The sequence below is a fragment of the Caballeronia humi genome, from assembly GCF_001544475.1.
In the GTDB taxonomy this organism is placed as follows: Bacteria; Pseudomonadota; Gammaproteobacteria; order Burkholderiales; family Burkholderiaceae; genus Caballeronia; species Caballeronia humi.
This window is the reverse complement of record NZ_FCNW02000207.1, coordinates 1-918: the sequence shown is the minus strand read 5'-3', so window position 1 is coordinate 918 and position 918 is coordinate 1. Positions and strand designations below refer to the sequence as shown.

Genomic DNA, 918 nt, shown 5'->3' with positions numbered 1-918 from the left:
TAGAAGCCGTTGCGAAATTATGCGAAGGGACTGTTAACTTTTTCCACTCGGTGTTAACTTCCTGTCTTGTTTTCCCTGACAGGAAGCGATGCCTAAAGAACTCATAGACGAAGAACTGTGGTCACTGATCGAGCCATTGCTGCCGGTGCGAGCACCACGCAACCGTCGATACGCGGGACGCAAGCGATCCCCGATCGCGCAGTACTGACCGGCATCGTGTACGTACTGCGCTCGGGCACCCCGTGGAACCTGCTGCCGCAAGAAATGGGTTGCGGTTCGGGAACGGTGTGCTGGCGACGGCTCGAAGCTTGGCAAAAGGCGGGCGTGTGGCAACGCATCCACGAAACCTTGCTGGCCGAGATGCGCCGTCGCGACCTACTCGATATGTCGCGTGCGTTGGTCGACAGCTCTTCAGTTCGCGCCGTGATGGCGGGGAAAAAACCGGTCCGAACCCAACTGACCGGCGCAAGCTCGGCAGTAAGCACCACCTCATCACCGACGCGCAAGGCATCCCACTCGCGGTCATCCTGACGGCCGCCAATTGCAACGACATCACGCAACTCGACGCGCTGGTCGAGGCGATTCCGCCGATTCGTGGCAAGCCCGGGCGTCCGCTGCGCAAGCCCGAGATCGTCCAAGGTGACCGAGGCTACAGTTCCGAGAAACACCGCGAGCGCTTGCGCGAGAGGGGCATCGTTCCACAACTCGCCAAAATCGGCTCGCCTCACGGCAGCGGCCTGGGTAAGACGCGTTGGCCAGTGGAACGCTCGTTCGCGTGGCTTCACTCGTTTAGACGGCTGAAAATCCGCTATGAACGACATGCTCATATCCATGAAGCCTTCCTCTCGCTAGCCTGCGCCTTAATGTGTTGGTCACAGCTCGCACTGTTCTTTGATTAATTACGCAATAGCTTCTTAG

1 pseudogene is annotated in these 918 nt (G+C 58.7%); it reads left to right on the top strand.

What is annotated here, in order from left to right:
* The first annotated feature begins 88 nt into the window (after positions 1 to 88).
* Positions 89 to 899: pseudogene (locus AWB65_RS35070) on the top strand (IS5 family transposase).
* Positions 900 to 918: the final 19 nt, after the last annotated feature.